Source organism: Marivibrio sp., from assembly GCF_040218065.1.
GTDB lineage: Bacteria > Pseudomonadota > Alphaproteobacteria > UBA8366 > Aestuariispiraceae > Marivibrio.
Genome location: NZ_JAVJQE010000006.1, coordinates 1 through 17,846 on the forward strand (window position 1 = coordinate 1; position 17,846 = coordinate 17,846).

29 protein-coding genes and 1 pseudogene are annotated in these 17,846 nt (G+C 66.2%); all 30 read left to right on the forward strand.

All coding sequences use genetic code 11. From position 1 onward, the window contains the following. A partial coding sequence (locus RIB45_RS04785) for an EF-Tu C-terminal domain-related protein (protein ID WP_502882552.1) occupies window positions 1-132 on the forward strand: 132 nt, incomplete at its 5' end. Between the two features lie 114 nt (window positions 133-246). Continuing rightward, a complete protein-coding gene (gene rpsJ, locus RIB45_RS04790; protein ID WP_350049093.1) occupies window positions 247-555 on the forward strand; it encodes a 30S ribosomal protein S10 in 309 nt (102 codons plus the stop codon). Window positions 556-568: 13 nt separating this feature from the next. Further along, a complete protein-coding gene (gene rplC, locus RIB45_RS04795; protein WP_350049094.1) occupies window positions 569-1,342 on the forward strand; it encodes a 50S ribosomal protein L3 in 774 nt (257 codons plus the stop codon). A 28-nt stretch (window positions 1,343-1,370) separates the two neighbouring features. Further along, window positions 1,371-1,991 carry a 50S ribosomal protein L4 gene (gene rplD, locus RIB45_RS04800; RefSeq protein ID WP_350049095.1) on the forward strand — a complete coding sequence of 207 codons (621 nt, stop codon included), beginning with the start codon at window positions 1,371-1,373 and terminating at the stop codon, window positions 1,989-1,991. Next, entirely contained in the window at window positions 1,988-2,311 is a 324-nt protein-coding gene (locus RIB45_RS04805) for a 50S ribosomal protein L23 (RefSeq protein ID WP_350049096.1), read from the forward strand. The genes rplD and RIB45_RS04805 overlap by 4 nt, the downstream gene beginning before the upstream one ends. Window positions 2,312-2,346: 35 nt before the next feature. Further along, the gene (rplB, locus tag RIB45_RS04810; RefSeq protein WP_350049097.1) at window positions 2,347-3,177 is read left to right on the forward strand and encodes a 50S ribosomal protein L2; all 831 of its coding nucleotides are present in this window, start codon (window positions 2,347-2,349) and stop codon (window positions 3,175-3,177) included. 12 nt (window positions 3,178-3,189) lie between these two features. Continuing rightward, window positions 3,190-3,468: a 30S ribosomal protein S19 gene (gene rpsS, locus RIB45_RS04815; RefSeq protein ID WP_350049098.1), complete on the forward strand. Its 279-nt coding sequence runs from the start codon at window positions 3,190-3,192 to the stop codon at window positions 3,466-3,468. A gap of 3 nt (window positions 3,469-3,471) precedes the next feature. After that, window positions 3,472-3,852 carry a 50S ribosomal protein L22 gene (rplV, locus tag RIB45_RS04820; protein ID WP_350049099.1) on the forward strand — a complete coding sequence of 127 codons (381 nt, stop codon included), beginning with the start codon at window positions 3,472-3,474 and terminating at the stop codon, window positions 3,850-3,852. Then, window positions 3,852-4,565 carry a 30S ribosomal protein S3 gene (rpsC, locus tag RIB45_RS04825; protein ID WP_350049100.1) on the forward strand — a complete coding sequence of 238 codons (714 nt, stop codon included), beginning with the start codon at window positions 3,852-3,854 and terminating at the stop codon, window positions 4,563-4,565. Before rplV ends, rpsC begins: the two co-directional genes overlap by 1 nt. A 100-nt stretch (window positions 4,566-4,665) precedes the next feature. After that, window positions 4,666-5,079 (forward strand): 50S ribosomal protein L16, encoded by a 414-nt coding sequence (gene rplP, locus RIB45_RS04830; RefSeq protein WP_350049101.1) that lies wholly within the window; start codon window positions 4,666-4,668, stop codon window positions 5,077-5,079. A 12-nt stretch (window positions 5,080-5,091) separates the two neighbouring features. Further along, entirely contained in the window at window positions 5,092-5,292 is a 201-nt protein-coding gene (rpmC, locus tag RIB45_RS04835) for a 50S ribosomal protein L29 (protein ID WP_350049102.1), read from the forward strand. 27 nt (window positions 5,293-5,319) lie between these two features. Continuing rightward, a complete protein-coding gene (gene rpsQ / locus RIB45_RS04840) occupies window positions 5,320-5,580 on the forward strand; it encodes a 30S ribosomal protein S17 (protein WP_350049103.1) in 261 nt (86 codons plus the stop codon). A gap of 57 nt (window positions 5,581-5,637) precedes the next feature. Further along, window positions 5,638-6,006, forward strand: a complete 369-nt coding sequence (gene rplN / locus RIB45_RS04845; protein WP_350049104.1) for a 50S ribosomal protein L14 — start codon at window positions 5,638-5,640, stop codon at window positions 6,004-6,006. Beyond that, window positions 6,003-6,326 carry a 50S ribosomal protein L24 gene (gene rplX, locus RIB45_RS04850; protein ID WP_350049154.1) on the forward strand — a complete coding sequence of 108 codons (324 nt, stop codon included), beginning with the start codon at window positions 6,003-6,005 and terminating at the stop codon, window positions 6,324-6,326. Before rplN ends, rplX begins: the two co-directional genes overlap by 4 nt. Window positions 6,327-6,391: 65 nt before the next feature. Next, the gene (gene rplE, locus RIB45_RS04855) at window positions 6,392-6,949 is read left to right on the forward strand and encodes a 50S ribosomal protein L5 (protein WP_350049105.1); all 558 of its coding nucleotides are present in this window, start codon (window positions 6,392-6,394) and stop codon (window positions 6,947-6,949) included. A gap of 16 nt (window positions 6,950-6,965) precedes the next feature. Then, the gene (gene rpsN / locus RIB45_RS04860; protein WP_350049106.1) at window positions 6,966-7,271 is read left to right on the forward strand and encodes a 30S ribosomal protein S14; all 306 of its coding nucleotides are present in this window, start codon (window positions 6,966-6,968) and stop codon (window positions 7,269-7,271) included. A 13-nt stretch (window positions 7,272-7,284) separates the two neighbouring features. Continuing rightward, window positions 7,285-7,683 carry a 30S ribosomal protein S8 gene (rpsH, locus tag RIB45_RS04865; protein WP_350049107.1) on the forward strand — a complete coding sequence of 133 codons (399 nt, stop codon included), beginning with the start codon at window positions 7,285-7,287 and terminating at the stop codon, window positions 7,681-7,683. 42 nt (window positions 7,684-7,725) lie between these two features. Next, window positions 7,726-8,265 carry a 50S ribosomal protein L6 gene (gene rplF / locus RIB45_RS04870; RefSeq protein WP_350049108.1) on the forward strand — a complete coding sequence of 180 codons (540 nt, stop codon included), beginning with the start codon at window positions 7,726-7,728 and terminating at the stop codon, window positions 8,263-8,265. A gap of 12 nt (window positions 8,266-8,277) precedes the next feature. Further along, the gene (gene rplR / locus RIB45_RS04875; RefSeq protein WP_350049109.1) at window positions 8,278-8,640 is read left to right on the forward strand and encodes a 50S ribosomal protein L18; all 363 of its coding nucleotides are present in this window, start codon (window positions 8,278-8,280) and stop codon (window positions 8,638-8,640) included. A gap of 14 nt (window positions 8,641-8,654) precedes the next feature. Beyond that, the gene (rpsE, locus tag RIB45_RS04880) at window positions 8,655-9,224 is read left to right on the forward strand and encodes a 30S ribosomal protein S5 (RefSeq protein WP_350049110.1); all 570 of its coding nucleotides are present in this window, start codon (window positions 8,655-8,657) and stop codon (window positions 9,222-9,224) included. After that, entirely contained in the window at window positions 9,217-9,402 is a 186-nt protein-coding gene (rpmD, locus tag RIB45_RS04885) for a 50S ribosomal protein L30 (RefSeq protein WP_350049111.1), read from the forward strand. The genes rpsE and rpmD overlap by 8 nt, the downstream gene beginning before the upstream one ends. Before the next feature lie 69 nt (window positions 9,403-9,471). After that, window positions 9,472-10,014 carry a 50S ribosomal protein L15 gene (rplO, locus tag RIB45_RS04890; RefSeq protein WP_350049112.1) on the forward strand — a complete coding sequence of 181 codons (543 nt, stop codon included), beginning with the start codon at window positions 9,472-9,474 and terminating at the stop codon, window positions 10,012-10,014. A 179-nt stretch (window positions 10,015-10,193) separates the two neighbouring features. After that, a complete protein-coding gene (gene secY / locus RIB45_RS04895) occupies window positions 10,194-11,543 on the forward strand; it encodes a preprotein translocase subunit SecY (protein ID WP_350049113.1) in 1,350 nt (449 codons plus the stop codon). Beyond that, window positions 11,540-12,202 carry an adenylate kinase gene (locus RIB45_RS04900; RefSeq protein ID WP_350049114.1) on the forward strand — a complete coding sequence of 221 codons (663 nt, stop codon included), beginning with the start codon at window positions 11,540-11,542 and terminating at the stop codon, window positions 12,200-12,202. The genes secY and RIB45_RS04900 overlap by 4 nt, the downstream gene beginning before the upstream one ends. 294 nt (window positions 12,203-12,496) lie before the next feature. Continuing rightward, a complete protein-coding gene (rpsM, locus tag RIB45_RS04905; protein ID WP_350049115.1) occupies window positions 12,497-12,865 on the forward strand; it encodes a 30S ribosomal protein S13 in 369 nt (122 codons plus the stop codon). Between the two features lie 21 nt (window positions 12,866-12,886). Then, window positions 12,887-13,276 carry a 30S ribosomal protein S11 gene (gene rpsK, locus RIB45_RS04910; protein WP_350049116.1) on the forward strand — a complete coding sequence of 130 codons (390 nt, stop codon included), beginning with the start codon at window positions 12,887-12,889 and terminating at the stop codon, window positions 13,274-13,276. A 127-nt stretch (window positions 13,277-13,403) separates the two neighbouring features. After that, window positions 13,404-14,420, forward strand: coding sequence for a DNA-directed RNA polymerase subunit alpha (locus tag RIB45_RS04915; protein ID WP_502882553.1), 1,017 nt, complete (start codon window positions 13,404-13,406; stop codon window positions 14,418-14,420). Window positions 14,421-14,527: 107 nt separating this feature from the next. Further along, the gene (gene rplQ, locus RIB45_RS04920; RefSeq protein ID WP_350049118.1) at window positions 14,528-14,947 is read left to right on the forward strand and encodes a 50S ribosomal protein L17; all 420 of its coding nucleotides are present in this window, start codon (window positions 14,528-14,530) and stop codon (window positions 14,945-14,947) included. A gap of 144 nt (window positions 14,948-15,091) precedes the next feature. Next, the gene (locus tag RIB45_RS04925; RefSeq protein ID WP_350049119.1) at window positions 15,092-16,498 is read left to right on the forward strand and encodes a Do family serine endopeptidase; all 1,407 of its coding nucleotides are present in this window, start codon (window positions 15,092-15,094) and stop codon (window positions 16,496-16,498) included. Window position 16,499: 1 nt separating this feature from the next. Then, a pseudogene (locus RIB45_RS04930) lies at window positions 16,500-17,843 on the forward strand (replication-associated recombination protein A). Window positions 17,844-17,846 lie beyond the last annotated feature (3 nt).

Genomic DNA, 17,846 nt, shown 5'->3' on the forward strand with positions numbered 1-17,846 from the left:
ATGCCGGGCGACAACGTGACGATGGACGTGACGCTGATCGCGCCGATCGCCATGGACGAGGGGCTGCGCTTCGCCATCCGCGAGGGCGGCCGCACCGTCGGCGCCGGCGTCGTCGCCTCGATCACGAAGTAAGGTCGCAAGGCCGAGGTTAAGCTTGCGGCGTCCGCCGCGGGGCCCGTTCGGGGCCGCCAGGGACGGACGCCGCTTTCCTCCCCGCTGACGGGGAAGGTTCGAAGGGTGGTTGGCATGGATAGCCAGAACATTCGCATCCGCCTCAAGGCGTTCGATCATCGGATCTTGGACCAGTCCACGAAAGAAATCGTGAGTACGGCCAAGCGCACCGGCGCCGCCGTTCGCGGCCCGATTCCGTTGCCGACGCGCATTGAGCGGTTCACGACGCTGCGCGGCCCGCACATCGACAAGAAGAGCCGTGAACAGTTCGAGATCCGCACCCACAAGCGTGTGCTGGACATCGTCGATCCTACGCCGCAGACGGTCGATGCGCTCATGAAGCTCGACCTCGCCGCCGGCGTGGACGTCGAGATCAAGCTCTAAGGAGGCGGGTCCGATGCGAAGCGGCGTTATTGCGAAGAAGCTGGGCATGACCCGGGTCTGGACCGACGACGGGGCGATGGCTCCGGTGACGGTTCTTCAGATGGACGGGGTTCAGGTCACGGCGGTGCGCACCGCGGAGCGTGACGGCTACACGGCCGTCCAGCTCGGCGCGGGCAAGCGCAAGGTCAAACACACGACGAAGCCGATGCGCGGGCATTTCGCCAAGGCGCGCGTCGAGCCGAAGCGCAAGCTGGCGGAGTTCCGGGTCTCGGACGATTGTCTGTTGAACCCGGGCGACGAGATCACGGCCGAGCATTACCTGCCCGGCCAGCGGATCGACGTCACCGGCACGTCCATCGGTAAGGGCTTCCAGGGCGCGATGAAGCGTCACAACTTCGGCGGCCTGCGGGCGAGCCACGGCGTGTCGATCTCGCATCGCGCGCACGGCTCCACCGGGCAGTGCCAGGATCCCGGCAAGGTCTTCAAGGGTAAGAAGATGGCCGGGCACATGGGCGCCGAGCGGGTGACGGTCTTGAACCTGGAAGTGGTGCGCACCGATCCGGAGCGCGGCCTGCTGCTGGTTCGCGGCGCGGTGCCTGGGTCGAAGAACGGCTGGGTTCTGGTGCGCGACGCCGTCAAGCAACCGGCGCCCGAGGGGCTTCCGACCCCGGCGGCGATCAAGGCGGCGGCGGGAGAGCCGGCGGTCGAGGAGACCTCCGCCGAGGAAGCGCCCGAAGCGCAGGTTTCGGCCGACGCGCCGGCCGGCGACGATCAGTCCGACGCGTGATAGGGCGTCCGAGTAGAGGATTGGAACGATGAAGACCAAGGTCTTGACGCTCGACAACAAGGCCGCCGGCGATATCGAACTCGCCGACGAGATCTTCGGGCTCGAGCCGCGCAAGGACATCCTGGCGCGCATGGTCAATTACCAGCTCGCCAAGCGGCGCGCCGGCACGCACCATGCGCAGACCCGTAACGAAGTCGCGGGCTCGAGCCAGAAGATGTACCGCCAGAAGGGCACCGGCCGCGCGCGCCAGGGCAACGGCAAGGCGCCCCAGTTCCGCGGCGGCGGCAAGGCGTTCGGGCCGGTGGTGCGCGATCACGCCCACAGCCTGAACAAGAAGGTCCGCCGGCTGGCGATGCGCCACGCGCTGTCGGCCAAGCAGGCCGAGGGCTCGCTGATCATCCTCGACGATGCGGTCGCCGCTTCGCCGAAGACGAAGGATCTGAAGGCGAAGCTGCAGGCGATGGGCCTCGAGAACGCGCTGATCGTCGGCGGGGCCGAGGTGGATCGCAATCTGAGCTTGGCGGCGCGCAACATCCCGGCGATCGACGTGCTGCCGACGCAGGGCGCGAACGTCTACGACATTCTGCGCCGCCACAAGCTGGTGCTGACCAAGGCGGCGGTCGAAGCTTTGGAGGCCCGGTTGAAATGAGCTGGAAATTCTACAAGAAGCCGCAGCTGTCGACCGAGCGCATGTACGAGGTCATCGTGGCGCCGGTCATCACCGAGAAGGCGACGCTTGCGGGCGAGCACAATCAGGTGGTCTTCAAGGTCGCGCGCGACGCGACCAAGCCGGAGATCAAGGCCGCGGTCGAAAAGCTGTTCGACGTGTCGGTCACCGGCGTGAACACGCTGACCGTCAAGGGCAAGACCAAGCGCTTCCGCGGCCGGATCGGGCGGCGCAGCGATTGGAAGAAGGCCGTGGTGAGCCTGGCGGAGGGTTCCTCCATCGACGTCGCGACGGGCGTCTGAGGCTGCGGTGCGGCCGAGGGATAAGGATTTGAGAGATGGCGCTTAAGAGCTACAAGCCGACCACGCCCGGTCAACGCGGCCTGGTTCTGGTCAACCGCTCCGAGCTGTACAAGGGCGCGCCGGTCAAGAAGCTGACCGAGGGCCTGACGAAGTCGGGCGGCCGCAACAACGCCGGCCGGATCACGTCGCGGCGGCGCGGCGGCGGGCACAAGCGCAAGTATCGCGTGATCGACTTCAAGCGCACGAAGTGGGACGTGCCCGCGACCGTGCAGCGGCTCGAGTACGACCCGAACCGCACGGCGTTCATCGCCTTGATCGAGTACGCCGACGGCGAGCAGGCCTACATCCTGGCCCCGCAGCGCTTGAAGGCGGGCGATACGGTGATCGCCGGCGCGCGCCCCGACATCAAGCCGGGCAACGCCATGCCGTTGGCGCGGATGCCGATCGGCACGATCGTGCACAACGTCGAGCTGAAGCCGGGCAAGGGCGGCCAGATGGCGCGCTCCGCCGGGGCCTATTGCCAGCTGGTCGGTCGCGATCAGGGCTACGCCCAGTTGAAACTGACGTCGGGCGAGCTGCGCGTCGTTCGCGCCGAGTGCATGGCGACCGTGGGCGCCGTCTCGAACCCCGATCAGCAGAACATCAACCTGGGCAAGGCGGGTCGCAACCGTTGGCTCGGCAAGCGCCCGTCGGTTCGCGGCGTCGTGATGAACCCGGTCGACCACCCGCACGGCGGCGGCGAGGGCCGCACCTCGGGCGGCCGTCATCCGGTGACCCCGTGGGGCAAGCCGACCAAGGGCAAGCGGACGCGGTCCAACAAGTCGACGGACAAGTACATCATCCGTCGTCGCCGCACCAAGAAGTAAGGAATAGGCGCAATGGCTCGTTCAGTTTGGAAAGGTCCGTTCGTCGACGGCTATCTGCTGACCAAGGCGGAGAAGGCGCGTGAGTCCGGCCGCAAAGAGGTCATTCGGACCTGGTCGCGCCGGTCGACGATCCTGCCGCAGTTCGTCGGCCTGACGTTCGGCGTGCACAACGGGCGCAAGCATGTGCCGGTGCTGGTGACGGAGCAGATGATCGGTCACAAGTTCGGCGAGTTCGCGCCGTCCCGGACCTATTACGGCCACGCGGCCGACAAGAAGGCGAAGAGGAAGTAAGTCATGGGCAAGCAGGCGCGCGAACGCACGCTCGACGACGTCGAGGCCCGGGCGATCTCCCGCACGATGCGGATCAGCCCTCAGAAGCTGAACCTCGTCGCAGCGACTATCCGGGGCAAGTCGGTCCAGTCGGCTCTGGCCGACCTGACCTTCGAGCGCCGCCGGATCGCCGGCGACGTCAAGAAGGTGCTCGAGTCGGCGGTGGCCAATGCGGAGAACAATCACCAGCTCGACGTCGACCGTCTGTTCGTCAAGGAAGCCTATGTCGGCAAGAGCTTCGTGATGAAGCGCTTTCGCCCTCGGGCGCGCGGCCGGGTCGGCAAGATCCAGAAGCCGTTTTCGAACCTGACGATCGTGGTCCGCGAGCGCGAGGAGGCCGAGTAATGGGTCAGAAAATCAATCCGATCGGGCTGCGCGTCGGCATCAACCGCACCTGGGACAGCCGCTGGTTCTCTAATCGCAACTACGCGAAGCTGCTCCATCAGGACATCGAGCTGCGCGAGTATCTCGAGGATCGCCTTAAGCAGGCGGGCGTCAGCCGCATCATCATCGAGCGGCCGGCGGGGCGCGCCCGGGTTACGATCCACACCGCCCGTCCGGGCGTGGTGATCGGCAAGAAGGGCGCCGACATCGAGAAGCTGCGCCAGGAGCTGGCGAAGCGCACCGGCGGCGACGTTGCGCTCAACATCGTCGAGATCCGCAAGCCGGAGCTGGACGCCAAGCTTGTGGCGGACAACATCGCCCAGCAGCTTGAGCGCCGGGTCGCGTTCCGTCGGGCCATGAAGCGGGCCGTGCAGAATGCGATGCGGATGGGCGCTCAGGGCATTCGGATCAATTGCGCCGGCCGACTGGGCGGCGCGGAGATCGCGCGGACCGAATGGTATCGCGAGGGCCGGGTTCCGCTTCACACGCTTCGTGCGGACATCGACTTCGGCGTCTCCGAGGCGCACACCACCTACGGCGTGTGCGGCGTGAAGGTTTGGATCTTCAAGGGCGAGGTGATGGCCCACGATCCGATGGCGCTGGACAAGCGCCTCGCCGACGCCCAGGGCGGCGGCGGCGACCGCGGCGATCATCGCGGCGGCCGCAAGAGCTGAGAACATCCGCGTCGCTTAGGCGACGCGAGCAGGAGCAACGGACGCGCGACGTCCCGACGGTCGGGACCGCTCCGCGGCGAAAGAGACGGGTTGGTTAGAGATGCTGAGTCCGAAGCGAACCAAATTCCGCAAGGCGCACAAGGGCCGCATTCACGGCATGGCGAAGGGCGGAACCGCGCTCAACTTCGGCAGCCACGGCCTGAAGGCGGTGGAGCCGGGCCGCGTGTCCGCGCGTCAGATCGAGGCGGCGCGCCGCGCGATCGTTCGCCGCATCCGCCGTCAGGGAAAGGTGTGGATCCGCATCTTCCCGGACGTGCCGGTCTCGAAGAAGCCGGCCGAAGTGCGCATGGGTAAGGGCAAGGGCTCGCCCGAGTTGTGGGTCTGCCGGGTGAAGCCGGGCCGCGTCATGTTCGAAATGGACGGCGTGCCGGGCGACATCGCCAAGGAGGCCTTCGAACTCGCCGCGGCCAAGATGCCGATCAAATGCAAGGTCGTCAGCCGCATCGGCGCGTAAGGGGTGAAGGGTATGAAGATCGAGGATCTGCGTCACAAGACGGACGACGAGCTGAAAGATCAGCTCGCCGCCCTGAACAAGGAAGCCTTCAACCTGCGCTTCCAGGGTGCGAGCGGCCAGCTCGAGAACACGGCGCGCGTGCGCCAGGTGCGCCGCGACATCGCGCGCATCAAGACCATCGTCGCACAGCGCAAGCGCGACAAGGCCGCCTGAACAGCGGGCCGACAGGAGTAACGAGCGATGCCGAAACGCATTCTTCAGGGTCGAGTGGTCTCCGATAAGACCGACAAGACCATCGTCGTCGAGGTCGAGCGTCGGGTGAGCCACCCGGTGTTCAAGAAGTTCGTCAAGAAGTCGAAGCGCTTCATGGCGCACGACGCGGAAAACGCCGCCAAGGTCGGCGATCTGGTGCGCATTCAGGAGTGCCGCCCCATGTCCAAGCGCAAGCGCTGGGAGTTGGTGTCGGACGGCGCGGATGCGGCCCAGGCGGCCGAAGGTTGAGCTGATTTTGAGCAATTCGACCGGCCGGACGCCGGTCGGGATCGGGAGTAGATCGCCATGATCCAGATGCAGAGCAACCTCGACGTCGCCGACAACAGCGGCGCCCGTCGGGTCCAGTGCATCAAGGTGTTGGGCGGCTCGAAGCGGCGCTTCGCTTCGGTCGGCGACATCATCGTCGTCTCCGTGAAGGAGGCCATTCCGCGCGGCCGCGTGAAGAAGGGCGCGGTCCATCGCGCTGTGATCGTGCGCACCGCGAAGGAGATTCGACGCCCGGACGGCTCGACCATCAAGTTCGACGCCAACGCGGCCGTGATCATCAACAAGGCGGGCGACCCGATCGGCACCCGCATCTTCGGGCCGGTGGTGCGCGAGCTGCGCGCCAAGCGGTTCATGAAGATCATCTCTCTGGCCCCGGAGGTCATCTGATGGCGGCGAAGATCAAAAAGGGCGACAAGGTCGTGGTCCTGACCGGCCGCGACAAAGGCAAGGAAGGCGAAGTCGTCTCCGTGCGCCCGAAAGAGCGCAAGGTGGTGGTTCAGGGCGTCGCCCTGGCCAAGCGCCACACCCGCCCGAGCCAGACGAGCCAGGGCGGGATCGTCGAGCAGGAAATGGCGATCGACGTGTCGAACGTCGCGCTGCTCGACCCGAAGGACGGCAAGCCGACCCGCGTCGGCTTCAAGGTCCTGAATGACGGCCGGAAAGTGCGCGTCTCCAAGCGCTCCGGCGAAGAGATCGTAGACGCCTGACGACGCGTCCGGCGCATGCGGCGCTCGGATACGGTCCTCGGGTAAGGTTGAAGGAAACTGGTGCGATGGCGGAAGAACGCTACGTCCCGCGGCTGAAGCAGCTCTACGACGACAAATTGAAGTCGGAGATGCAGAGCGAGTTCGGCTACAAGAATGCGATGCAGGTGCCGCGCCTCGACAAGATTGTCGTGAACATGGGCGTGGGCGAGGCGGTCAACGACCGCAAGAAGCTGCAGAACGCGATGGAGGAGTTGGCCCTGATCACCGGCCAGCGTCCGATCGCGACCAAAGCGCGCAAGTCGGTTGCGAGCTTCAAGATCCGCGACGGCATGGCGATCGGTTGCAAGGTCACGCTGCGCCGCGAGCGGATGTGGGACTTTCTCGATCGGCTGATCACCGTGGCGCTTCCGCGCGTGCGCGACTTCCGCGGCGTGAAGGCCAACAGCTTCGACGGCCAGGGCAACTACGCCATGGGCCTGCGTGAGCAGATCGTGTTCCCGGAGATCGAGTACGACAAGGTCGACGACACCCGGGGCATGGACATCGTCATCTGCACGACGGCGAAGTCGAACGAGGAGGCGAAAGCTTTGCTCTCCAAGTTCAACATGCCGTTCCAGAGCTAAGACGGGAGACGCCGACATGGCTAAGAAAAGCGCCGTCGAACAGAACAATCGCCGGATCAAGCTCTCGAAGCGCTACGCCGCCAAGCGCGCGGCGCTCAAGGCGGTCGTCCACGACAAGGACATCGCGCCGGAGGAGCGCTTCCAGGCGCAGATGAAGCTCAATCAGCTTCCGCGCAACGCCTCGCCGGTGCGCGTGCGCAACCGGTGCGAGATTTCGGGACGTCCCCGGGCGTTCTACCGCAAGTTCCGCATTTCGCGCATCGCGCTGCGTGATCTGGCCTCGATCGGTCAGATCCCGGGCGTGGTGAAGTCGAGCTGGTAAGGAGGATCGGACGATGGCGATGAGCGATCCGCTCGGCGATATGCTCGCCCGCATCCGCAACGGCCAGATGGCCCGCAAGGACACGATCCCCGTGCCGGCGTCGAAGTTGCGGACCAACGTGCTCGACGTGCTTCAGCGCGAGGGTTTCATCCGCGGCTATTCGCAGGCCGAGTTGCGACCGGGCGTTGGTGAAATCACGATCGAGCTGAAGTACCAGGACGGCGAGCCGGCGATCCACGAGATCAGCCGCATCTCGAAGCCCGGCCGTCGGGTCTACTCGAAGATCAAGGACCTGTCGCTGCACTACAACGGTCTCGGCATCTCGATCCTGTCCACGCCGCGCGGCGTGATGTCGGATCAGGAGGCCCGCGAGGCGAATGTCGGCGGCGAGATCCTGTGTCGGGTCTTCTAAACCCGGCGCTGGTGGATACGGTCTGAAAAGGATACACGAGCCATGTCGCGTGTAGGCATCAATCCGGTCAGAATTCCGAGCGGCGTCGAGATCTCTCTCGCCGACGGCGTTTTGACCGCGAAAGGCAAGAACGGCGAACAGCACGTCCGTCTGCTCGACAACGTCGAGATCGACATTGCGGACGACAAGGTCACCGTGAAGCCGCTGAATATGACGAAGAAGGCCCGGCAGGCCTGGGGCACCACGCGCGCGTTGATCGACAACGCGGTGCACGGCGCGTCCGAAGGCTTCACCCGCCGCCTTGAGGTCAACGGCGTCGGCTACCGCGCGCTGATTCAGGGCTCGACCCTGAAACTGTCGCTCGGCCTCAGCCACGACGTGAACTTCCCGATCCCGGAAGACGTGAAGATCGCGATCGAAGGCGATCGCGGCAACGTCATCGCGGTCTCGGGCGCTTCGAAGCAGCGCGTCGGTCAGGTCGCCAGCGAAATCCGCAGCTTCCGCCCGCCGGAGCCTTACAAGGGCAAGGGCGTGAAGTACGCCGAGGAGACCATCCTGCGCAAGGAAGGCAAGAAGAAGTAAAGGACGACGGTCATGCTTACCGCCAAGCAACTGCAAGAGCGCCGCAAGGCGCGCAGCCGCTACCGCATCGCCCTTCACGCGAAGGGCAAGCCGCGTCTGTCTGTCTTCCGCTCGCAGAAGCAGATCTACGCGCAGATCATCGACGACCGTCAGGGCCGCACCCTGGCCGCCGCCTCCAGTCTCGACAAGGAGCTCAAGGGCAAGCTGTCGAACGGGGCGGACGTGGACGCGGCCGTGGCCGTCGGCAAGCTCATCGCGGAGCGCGCGAAGGAAGTCGGCGTCGGTGACGTGGTCTTCGATCGCGGCGCCTACCGCTACCATGGCCGCGTGAAGGCGTTGGCCGACGCCGCGCGCGAAGCCGGTATGACGTTCTAACGGGAGCCTGAGTGATGGCGAGAGGACCTAAAGACGACCGTCGTGACGGGCAGGACCCCGATCTGGTCGAAAAGCTGGTCGCGATCAACCGCGTGGCCAAGGTGGTGAAAGGCGGCCGTCGCTTCGGGTTCGCGGCGCTGGTCGTCGTGGGCGACGGGCGCGGGCGCGTCGGCTTCGGCTCGGGCAAGGCCCGCGAGGTTCCGGAGGCGATCCGCAAGGGCACCGAAGCGGCCCGCAAGACGATGATTCGCGTGCCGCTGCGCGAAGGCCGGACCCTGCATCACGACATCTTCGGCCATTTCGGCGCCGGGAAGATGGAGTTGCGCGCCGCGCCTCCCGGCACGGGCATCATCGCGGGCGGTCCGACCCGTGCGGTGTTCGAGGCGTTGGGCGTTCAGGACGTGGTCGTGAAGTCGGTCGGCACCTCCAACCCCTACAACATGATCAAGGCGGTTTTCGCCGGCCTCAAGCGCAGCCAGTCTCCGCGCATGGTCGCCGCGCGCCGCGGCAAGAAGGTCAGCGACTTGGTGGGTCGCCGCGACGACGGCGTCGATCAGGGCGCCAAGGAGGCGGTCAATGGCTGACAAGAAGACCATTCGGATCCGGCAGACGCGCTCCGCCGCCGGCCGGCCGAAGGATCAGCACGACACCCTGCGCGGCTTGGGGCTGCGTCGGGTCCGCCATGAGGTCGAGCGTGAGGACACGCCCGCGGTGCGCGGCATGGTCAACAAGATCCCCCATCTGGTGGAGATCGTCGAGTAAGTCGACGCTCCGCCGAGCGGGCGGGTCCGCAATTTTCGTCGGACCCGAGCGATTCGAGGATAGCAGGTCATGAAACTGAACCAACTCGCCGACAACGAAGGCGCCCGCAAGGGGCGCATGCGCGTCGGTCGCGGCATCGGCTCCGGCAAGGGCAAGACCGGCGGTCGCGGCGTGAAGGGCCAGAAGTCGCGCACCGGCGTGGCGATCAAGGGCTTCGAGGGCGGCCAGATGCCGCTTTATCGGCGTCTGCCGAAGCGCGGCTTCAACAACGCGCTGCGCCCGGACTTCGTCGAGGTCAACATCGGCCGCCTGCAGCAGGCGGTGGACGCGAAGAAGCTGGACGCCGCCAAGCCGGTCGACGGTGAGGCGCTGGTCGCGGCCGGCGTGATTCGCCGGGTGCGCGACGGTGTGCGGTTGCTGGGCAAGGGCGAGTTGAGCGCGAAGCTCGACCTGCACGTCGCCGGCGCGACCAAGGGCGCGATCGCTGCGGTCGAGAAGGCCGGCGGCACGGTCACCACGCCGGAGCCCGAGGTGCGCAAGGAAGGCAAACGCGCGGCGCGCAAGAAGGCGGCCGCCGAGAAGCGCGCCGCCGGCGCCGCGGCGCAGGACTAAGGGTCGAGCGATCGGCTCTCTACGCTGACGGGGCCCCGGGGTCGGGGCCGGTCGGCGACGAGGATCGGAATGAGGGCACGGGGCGGCGCCGGGTATGGCGTCGACCCCGGTTTCCGTTTCGGGGCTTCTCCAATGGGGGCGGCTTTGACCGGGTTCCAGTAGACGAGGTGTGACAGAGCATGGCCTCACCCGCCGAGCAGCTTGCGAGCAACTTCAACTTCGGCGCCATTTCCAAGGCGACCGAGCTGAAGAAGCGGATCTGGTTCACCCTGGGCGCGCTGGTGATTTACCGGCTCGGCACCTACATTCCGCTGCCTGGCATCGACCCGGGCGTCATGCAGGACGTGTTCGATCAGCAGCGCGGCGGCGTGCTCGACATGTTCGACACCTTCGCCGGCGGGGCGCTGTCGCGCATGACCATCTTCGCCCTCAACATCATGCCGTACATCTCCGCCGCCATCATCATGCAGTTGATGACGGCGGTCGTCCCCTCGCTCGAGCAGATGAAGAAAGAGGGCGAGGCGGGCCGCAAGAAGATCAACCAGTATACGCGCTACGGCACGGTCTTTCTGGCGGCGATCCAGGGTTACGGCATCGCGGTCGGCCTCGAAGGCATGCAAGCCTCGGGCGGCGCGACGGCCGTCCTCGACCCGGGCCTGTTTTTCCGGGCGACGACCGTCATAACGTTGGTCGGCGGCACAATCTTCCTGATGTGGCTCGGCGAGCAGATCACGCAGCGCGGCGTCGGCAACGGCATTTCGCTGATCATTTTCGCCGGCATCGTGGCCGAACTGCCGACCGCGCTCGCCAGCACGCTCGAACTCGGCCGTCAGGGCCGGCTGTCGACCGCCTTGATCTTGTTCCTGCTGGTGATGGCCGTGGCGGTGATCGCGTTCATCGTCTTCATGGAGCGCGCCCAGCGCCGTATTCTGGTGCAGTACCCGAAGCGGCAGGTCGGCAACAAAATGTTCGGCGGCGAAAGCTCGCACCTGCCGTTGAAGTTGAATACGGCCGGCGTCATCCCGCCGATTTTCGCCAGCTCGATCCTGCTGATGCCGCTCACGGTGGCGAACTTTTCGGGCGCCGGGGGGCCGGATTGGCTGACCGCGGTGTCGGCTTGGCTCGGTCGGGGACAGCCGCTCTATCTTCTGCTGTACATCTCGGGCATCGTGTTCTTCGCCTTCTTCTATACGGCCGTCGTCTTCAACCCGCAGGACACCGCCGACAATCTGAAGCGCTACGGCGGCTTCATTCCGGGCATTCGGCCGGGCAAGAACACGGCCGACTACCTGGACCATGTGCTGACCCGGTTGACCTGCGTCGGCGCCGCCTACCTGGCGCTCGTCTGTCTGCTGCCGGAGTTGCTGATATCGCGATACTCGGTGCCGTTCTATTTCGGCGGCACGAGCCTGCTGATCGTGGTGACGGTGACCATGGACACGGTCACCCAGATCCAAAGCCATCTGCTGGCGCACCAGTATGAGGGACTCATCAAGAAGTCCAAATTGCGGGGGAAACAGAGGCGATGAACATCATATTGCTGGGGCCGCCGGGCGCTGGGAAGGGGACCCAGGCCAAGCGGCTTGAAGACAAGCACGGGCTGGTGCAGCTCTCCACCGGCGACATGCTGCGGGCCGAGGTGAAGAGCGAAAGCGAGCTGGGGCGGCGCGCCAAGGCCATCATGGAGGCCGGCGAGCTGGTTCCGGACGATCTGGTGATCGGCATCATTTCCGGCCGAATCGAGGAGCCTGATTGCACCAACGGCTTCATCCTCGACGGCTTCCCGCGCACCGTCGCCCAGGCGGAGGCGCTCGACGAGATGCTGGAGGCCAAGAACATGGGCCTCGACGCCGTGATTGAGATGAAGGTCGACGATCAGGCGCTGACCGAGCGCATTGTCGGTCGCTACACCTGCGCCGAGTGCGGCGAAGGCTACCACGAGAGCTTCAAGCGTCCGGCGAAAGAGGGCGTTTGCGACAAATGCGGGTCGACGGAGTTCACCCGCCGCAAGGACGACAACGCCGACACGGTGAAGAGCCGGCTTAAGGCGTATCACGAGCAGACCGCGCCGATCCTGCCCTACTACGATGATCGGGGCATGTTGAAGCAGGTCGACGGCATGGCCGACATCGACGAGGTCACCCGCCAGATCGAGGCGGTGCTGGCCGAGGCGAAGTCGACCGGTTGAGGAAAACGGGTCCGGTTCGGCCAGGGCCGCGGAAAAAGCGGGGAACGCGCGTTGACATGAACGCGCTTTTCCCTATAATCCGCGCGCTTTGCCGGAGAGGGCCTTGAAATCGTTGGGTTTCGGTCGGCCGCCGGCGGGCTCATCGCCCGAAGTTGGTGACAGTGCGCGGGCGCAGGAGGATCGGAGGACGATCCGGGGCTTGCGGAAGCGCACGGGACAGTCGACCGGCCCGAAGCGGACGGGAACCCGGGCCGCCATTTGTGCGGCCCGTTAACGGTTTGAAGGAGAAGCGTTGTGGCGCGTATCGCTGGCGTGAACATCCCGACCAATAAGCGGGTCGTGGTGGCGCTCACCTACATCACCGGCATCGGGCATACGAGCTCCAAGAAGATCTTGGATATGTGCGGCGTGCCTGAGAGCACCCGGGTCAACGAGCTGAGCGAAGACGAGCTGTCGCGCATCCGCGAGGCCATCGATCAGAACTTCCTGGTCGAAGGCGATCTGCGGCGCGAGACGGCGATGAACATCAAGCGCCTGATGGACCTTGGCTGCTATCGCGGCCTGCGCCATCGCAAGGGGCTTCCGGTGCGCGGTCAGCGCACCCACACGAACGCGCGCACGCGCAAGGGCCCGGCTAAGGCCATCGCGGGCAAGAAGAAGTAAGGTCGGAAGGACGATTGAATCATGGCTAAGGCTCCGACTCGCGTAAAGCGCAAAGAGCGGAAGAACATCACCTCCGGCATCGCGCATGTGAACGCGTCGTTCAACAACACGATGATCACCATCACCGACGTGCAGGGGAACGCGATTTCCTGGGCGTCGGCCGGGGCGCAAGGGTTCAAGGGCAGCCGCAAGTCGACTCCCTTCGCCGCGCAGATGGCGGCGGAGACGGCCGGCAAGAAGGCTCAGGATCACGGCATGAAGACCCTCGAGGTCTGCGTGAAGGGGCCCGGCTCGGGCCGCGAGTCGGCGCTGCGCGCGCTGCAGTCGGTCGGCTTCCAGATCACGGCGATCCGGGACGTGACCCCGATCCCGCACAACGGATGCCGGCCGCGCAAGCGCCGTCGGGTCTGAGGACCCGCCGACGGCGCGCACGCCGCGCCGCCATATCGACGATTTTTCGGGGGCCTGGCGGTCGCATCGATCGCCGGCTCCCCGTTTTAAGAGAAAGAGGCCGAATTCCATGAGCGAACCTTCAGCGATCGTGCAGCGGAACTGGCAGGCTCTCATCAAGCCGAAGCAGCTCAACATCGCCTCCGGCGCCGACAAGGGCCGCGTCGCGACCGTCACGGCCGAGCCGCTGGAGCGCGGCTTCGGCATGACCTTGGGCAACGCGCTTCGGCGCGTGCTGTTGAGCTCGCTTCAGGGCGCCGCCGTCACCTCCATCCAGATCGACGGCGTGCTGCACGAATTCTCGTCGATCAACGGCGTGCGCGAAGACGTCACCGACATCGTCCTCAATGTGAAGGCGATGGCGCTGCGCCTCCACGGCGAGGGGCCGAAGCGCATGCGCCTGTCGGCCGAGGGGCCGTGCGAGGCGACCGCCGGCATGATCGAGGCCGGCCACGACATTGAGATCATGAACCCGGACCATGTGATCTGCACGCTCGACAAGGGCGCCAAGGTTAACATCGAGTTTACGGTCAACAACGGCAAAGGCTACGTGCCCGCCACCCAGAACCGTCCGGAAGACGCGCCGATCGGCCTGATCCCGGTCGATTCGGTGTTCAGCCCGGTGCGCAAGGTCGCCTATAAGGTCGAGAACACCCGCGTCGGCCAAACCACCGACTATGACAAACTCTCGATGCAGGTCGAGACGAACGGCGCGGTCACGCCGGACGACGCCGTCGCGCTCGCGGCGCGCATCCTGCAGGACCAGCTTCAGGTCTTCATCAATTTCGAGGAGCCGGACCAGCGCACGGAAGAGGACCAGCCCTCGGAGCTGCCCTTCAACAAGAATCTGCTGCGCAAGGTCGACGAGCTGGAGCTGTCGGTCCGCTCGGCCAACTGCCTGAAGAACGACAACATCGTCTATATCGGCGATCTGGTGCAGAAGAGCGAAGGCGAGATGCTCCGCACGCCGAATTTCGGCCGAAAGTCTCTCAACGAGATCAAGGAGGTCCTCTCCCAGATGGGCCTTTCGCTCGGCATGGAGATTCCGAACTGGCCGCCCGACAACATCGAAGAGCTGGCCAAGAAGCTCGAGGAGCCGTTCTGACTGACGGCCTTCGGGCCGCAGGACGAGAAAGCCTGATCATCCACCGTCGGCAGTAGCCTTGAGCGACCGGCGGCAGGCGAAAACGCAAGAAGAGAAGGATCGAGATCATGCGTCACGGAAACCAGGGCCGTCGGCTCAACCGCACCACCTCGCACCGCAAGGCGATGTTCTCCAACATGGCGGCGTCGTTGATCAAGCACGAGCAGATCGTCACCACCCTGCCCAAGGCGAAGGAGCTGAAGCCCGTCGCCGACAAGCTGGTGACCCTCGGCAAGAAGGGCGGCCTGCATCGCCGCCGTCAGGCCTTCGCGCAGCTGCGCGACGACGCCGCGGTCGCCAAGCTGTTCGACACGCTGGCCGAGCGCTACAAGGAGCGTCCGGGCGGTTACGTTCGCGTCCTCAAAGCCGGCTTCCGTTACGGCGACAGCGCCCCGATGGCGGTGATCGAATTCGTCGACCGCGACGAGGACGCCAAGGGCCAGGACAGCGGCCCGACCCAGGAGATGGAGATGGAGGGCGAGGAGTAAGCCTCCGCCCCCGTCGACAGGTTGAAAAAGGGCGGCCCGCGGGCCGCCCTTTTTTTGACCGCACCGCGCGTCCGAGGGCGCTTGGGGGACAGGGCGCGCCGCCGCCCCCTTTCATCGCCCCCCGCGCCCGCCTATTTTGGGGCGATGAAACAGCTCCTTGCAGCGCTTCTGATCGCGACCGCTTCGCTCGGCTCCGTCGCCGCCGCGGCCCAGACGGTTCCCGACAGCCGGGCGCAGATCGACCTCTCTTTCGCGCCGGTCGTCAAACAGGCCGCGCCCGCGGTGGTGAACATCTACGCCGAAAAGACGGTCGAGCGGCCGGGCCTCCAAAGCCCCTTATTGAACGATCCGTTGATTCAGCGCTTCTTCGGCGACGCGCTCAAGGGGCTGACGCAACCGCGCCGTCGGGTCGAGAACTCGCTCGGCTCCGGCGTGATCGTTTCCGGAGACGGCGTCGTCGTGACCAATCACCACGTCATCCAGCAAGCTGATCAAATCCAGGTGGTGCTGTCCGACCGGCGGAGCTTCGACGCCGAGATCCTGGTGTCGGACGAGCGAACGGACATCGCCGTGCTGCGGCTCAGCGACCCGGATCCGGATCTGCCCGTCGCGACGCTCGGCCAGTCGGACGCGCTCGAGGTCGGCGATCTCGTGCTGGCCATCGGCAACCCGTTCGGCGTCGGCCAGACGGTCACCAGCGGCATCGTCTCGGCCCTGGCGCGCACCTCGGTGGGGGTCACGGACATTCAGTCCTTCATTCAGACCGACGCGGCGATCAATCCCGGCAATTCGGGCGGGGCTCTGGTGGCGCTCGACGGAACCGTCGTTGGAATCAACACGGCGATTTTCTCCAAGACCGGCGCCTCCAACGGCATCGGGTTCGCCGTGCCGGTGGACATGGCCCGCACCATCGTCGCGGCCGCGGTCGAGGGGCGACCGGTTGAGCGTCCCTGGCTCGGGTTCGCCGGCCGAGACGTCGATCCCGACATGGCGGAGGCGCTGGGCATGCCCGCCCCGCGCGGCGTCATCGTCGAGGGCGTCACCGACGGCGGCCCGGCCGATCGGGCCGGGCTGGAGCCCGGCGACATCGTGGTCTCGATCGACGGCCGGGAAATCGTCGACGCTCAATCGCTGCGCTTCCGCCTGGCCACCCGCGGCGTCGGCGGGTCGGCCGAGTTGGGCTACTTGCGCGACGGGACGGCGCGGGCGGCCGACTTCGCGCTGATCGCTCCGCCGGAGGAGCCGCCGCGCGATCCGGTGACGGTGCAGGGCCGGACCCCTATGACGGGGGCCACTTTCCTCAATCTCTCCCCTGCGGTGGCGGACGAGCTCGGTCTGCCGACGGACCTGTTCGGCGTGATGGCGGTGGAGGTCCCCCGCGGCAGTGTGGCCGCACGGACCGGGTTTCGCCCGGGCGACATTCTGCGCACGGTGAACGGGCGGGCGATCGAGCGCACCGAGGATCTGCGCCGCCTGACGGCGAATCCGCCGACGGAGTGGCGCTTGGAGGTCGAGCGTGACGGCGAGCGCCTGAGCGTGGCGGTGCGCTGAGATGGTGCGCTCGAAATCCACTTCAGCGCAAGGCGGCGGCCTGTTCGAAGCGGACGCACCGCGCCCGCTGGCCGACCGGTTGCGCCCGCAGGCGCTGGAAGAGGTGGTCGGGCAGGATCATTTGGTCGGCCCGGCCGGGCAGCTTCAGAAAATGCTCGCCGCCGGCCGGCTGACCTCGCTGATCCTGTGGGGCGGGCCGGGCTGAGGCAAGACCACGATCGCCCGGCTGATCGCGGAGGAAAGCGGGCTTGCGTTCGAACCGTTGTCGGCCGTCTTCTCCGGCGTCGCAGACCTGCGCAAGGTCTTCGATCGCGCCAAGGAACGGCGCGTCGCCGGCCAGGGTACGGTGCTGTTCGTCGACGAGATCCACCGCTTCAACAAGGCGCAGCAGGACGGCTTCCTGCCGTATGTCGAGGACGGCACCGTCGTCCTGATCGGCGCGACGACTGAGAACCCCAGCTTCGAGTTGAACGCGGCCCTGCTGTCGCGGTGCCGGGTTTTCACGCTGAACCGCCTGGACGACCCGGCGCTCGAGCGCATGCTCGTCCGCGCGGAGGAAGATGAAGGCCGCCCCTTGCCGGTGACCGACGAGGCCCGGGCCGCCCTGCGCGCAATGGCCGACGGCGACGGGCGCTATCTCCTGAACATGGCGGAGGCGCTCTACGGTCTTGGAACCACGACGCCGATGGACCCGAAGGCGCTGGCCGAGGCCGTGCAGAAGCGCATGCCGGTCTACGACAAGTCGGCCGAAAGCCACTTCAACTTGATGAGCGCGCTGCACAAGAGCCTGCGCGGCTCCGACTGCGACGCGGCGCTTTATTGGATGGGGCGGATGCTCGACGGGGGTGAGGATCCGCTTTACATCGCCCGGCGGCTGGTTCGCTTCGCCTATGAGGATGTCGGCCTGGCCGATCCGGCCGCCTGCCAGCAGGCGCTCGCCGCCTGGGATGCGTACGAACGTCTGGGCTCGCCCGAGGGGGAGTTGGCGCTGGCGCAGGCGGTCATATATCTGGCGACCGCGCCGAAGTCGAACGCCAGCTACGTCGCCTTCAAGGCGAGCCTGAAGACGGCGAAGGAGGCTGGGAGCCTGACGCCGCCCAAGCACATTCTGAACGCGCCGACGAAGCTCATGAAGGAACTCGGCTACGGCAAGGGGTACGCCTACGACCATGACGCGGAGGACGGCTTCTCCGGGCAAAATTACTTCCCGGACGAGATGGCGCGGGTCGAGCTCTATCAGCCGGTCGAACGCGGCTTCGAGCGAGAGTTGAAGAAGCGCCAGACCTATTTCGCCAATCTGCGCGCCCAGCGCCGCAAGGCCGCGCGCGACGCGGGGGGCGGCTGATCC

Excerpts from the sequence above, each read along its gene's own strand:
- rpsJ (WP_350049093.1), top strand. The coding sequence starts at position 247 with ATGGATAGCCAGAACATTCGCATCCGCCTCAAGGCGTTCGATCATCGG.
- rplC (WP_350049094.1), top strand. The coding sequence starts at position 569 with ATGCGAAGCGGCGTTATTGCGAAGAAGCTGGGCATGACCCGGGTCTGG.
- rplD (WP_350049095.1), top strand. The coding sequence starts at position 1,371 with ATGAAGACCAAGGTCTTGACGCTCGACAACAAGGCCGCCGGCGATATC.
- RIB45_RS04805 (WP_350049096.1), top strand. The coding sequence starts at position 1,988 with ATGAGCTGGAAATTCTACAAGAAGCCGCAGCTGTCGACCGAGCGCATG.
- rplB (WP_350049097.1), top strand. The coding sequence starts at position 2,347 with ATGGCGCTTAAGAGCTACAAGCCGACCACGCCCGGTCAACGCGGCCTG.
- rpsS (WP_350049098.1), top strand. The coding sequence starts at position 3,190 with ATGGCTCGTTCAGTTTGGAAAGGTCCGTTCGTCGACGGCTATCTGCTG.
- rplV (WP_350049099.1), top strand. The coding sequence starts at position 3,472 with ATGGGCAAGCAGGCGCGCGAACGCACGCTCGACGACGTCGAGGCCCGG.
- rpsC (WP_350049100.1), top strand. The coding sequence starts at position 3,852 with ATGGGTCAGAAAATCAATCCGATCGGGCTGCGCGTCGGCATCAACCGC.
- rplP (WP_350049101.1), top strand. The coding sequence starts at position 4,666 with ATGCTGAGTCCGAAGCGAACCAAATTCCGCAAGGCGCACAAGGGCCGC.
- rpmC (WP_350049102.1), top strand. The coding sequence starts at position 5,092 with ATGAAGATCGAGGATCTGCGTCACAAGACGGACGACGAGCTGAAAGAT.
- rpsQ (WP_350049103.1), top strand. The coding sequence starts at position 5,320 with ATGCCGAAACGCATTCTTCAGGGTCGAGTGGTCTCCGATAAGACCGAC.
- rplN (WP_350049104.1), top strand. The coding sequence starts at position 5,638 with ATGATCCAGATGCAGAGCAACCTCGACGTCGCCGACAACAGCGGCGCC.
- rplE (WP_350049105.1), top strand. The coding sequence starts at position 6,392 with ATGGCGGAAGAACGCTACGTCCCGCGGCTGAAGCAGCTCTACGACGAC.
- rpsN (WP_350049106.1), top strand. The coding sequence starts at position 6,966 with ATGGCTAAGAAAAGCGCCGTCGAACAGAACAATCGCCGGATCAAGCTC.
- rpsH (WP_350049107.1), top strand. The coding sequence starts at position 7,285 with ATGGCGATGAGCGATCCGCTCGGCGATATGCTCGCCCGCATCCGCAAC.
- rplF (WP_350049108.1), top strand. The coding sequence starts at position 7,726 with ATGTCGCGTGTAGGCATCAATCCGGTCAGAATTCCGAGCGGCGTCGAG.
- rplR (WP_350049109.1), top strand. The coding sequence starts at position 8,278 with ATGCTTACCGCCAAGCAACTGCAAGAGCGCCGCAAGGCGCGCAGCCGC.
- rpsE (WP_350049110.1), top strand. The coding sequence starts at position 8,655 with ATGGCGAGAGGACCTAAAGACGACCGTCGTGACGGGCAGGACCCCGAT.
- rpmD (WP_350049111.1), top strand. The coding sequence starts at position 9,217 with ATGGCTGACAAGAAGACCATTCGGATCCGGCAGACGCGCTCCGCCGCC.
- rplO (WP_350049112.1), top strand. The coding sequence starts at position 9,472 with ATGAAACTGAACCAACTCGCCGACAACGAAGGCGCCCGCAAGGGGCGC.
- secY (WP_350049113.1), top strand. The coding sequence starts at position 10,194 with ATGGCCTCACCCGCCGAGCAGCTTGCGAGCAACTTCAACTTCGGCGCC.
- RIB45_RS04900 (WP_350049114.1), top strand. The coding sequence starts at position 11,540 with ATGAACATCATATTGCTGGGGCCGCCGGGCGCTGGGAAGGGGACCCAG.
- rpsK (WP_350049116.1), top strand. The coding sequence starts at position 12,887 with ATGGCTAAGGCTCCGACTCGCGTAAAGCGCAAAGAGCGGAAGAACATC.
- rplQ (WP_350049118.1), top strand. The coding sequence starts at position 14,528 with ATGCGTCACGGAAACCAGGGCCGTCGGCTCAACCGCACCACCTCGCAC.
- RIB45_RS04925 (WP_350049119.1), top strand. The coding sequence starts at position 15,092 with ATGAAACAGCTCCTTGCAGCGCTTCTGATCGCGACCGCTTCGCTCGGC.